This window comes from Halomonas sp. ND22Bw, from assembly GCF_003011945.1.
Taxonomy (GTDB): domain Bacteria; phylum Pseudomonadota; class Gammaproteobacteria; order Pseudomonadales; family Halomonadaceae; genus Halomonas; species Halomonas halophila.
The window spans coordinates 1-253 of the sequence record NZ_PXWD01001331.1 but is presented as its reverse complement, the minus strand read 5'-3'; the positions used below and the strand labels follow the sequence as shown (position 1 = coordinate 253).

The window sequence follows — 253 nt, the reverse complement described above, 5'->3', positions numbered from 1 at the left end:
TCGCGACGCAGACGCCGAAAGACGGCGAACGCATTCCGACCCTCGCGGCCGTGTTCGCACTGGTGAAGGAACGCCGCGCGCGCGCGGTCCGCTTCAACATCGAAACGAAGCTCGACCCGACGCGGCCGGACGACAGCGCGTCGCCCGAGGCGATGGTGCGCGCACTGCTCGCCGAGATCGACAGGGCCGGCATGGCGGACCGGGTGACGATCCAGAGCTTCGACTGGCGTTCGCTTGCGCTCGTCGGCCAGTG

Annotated in this window: 1 protein-coding gene; it reads left to right on the top strand. The window is 69.6% G+C overall.

Features of this window, described 5'->3' with window-relative positions; translation table 11 throughout:
- Nucleotides 1-253 (top strand): glycerophosphodiester phosphodiesterase family protein (locus CVH10_RS22505; RefSeq protein ID WP_369335978.1); only part of this gene is annotated, 253 nt, incomplete at both ends.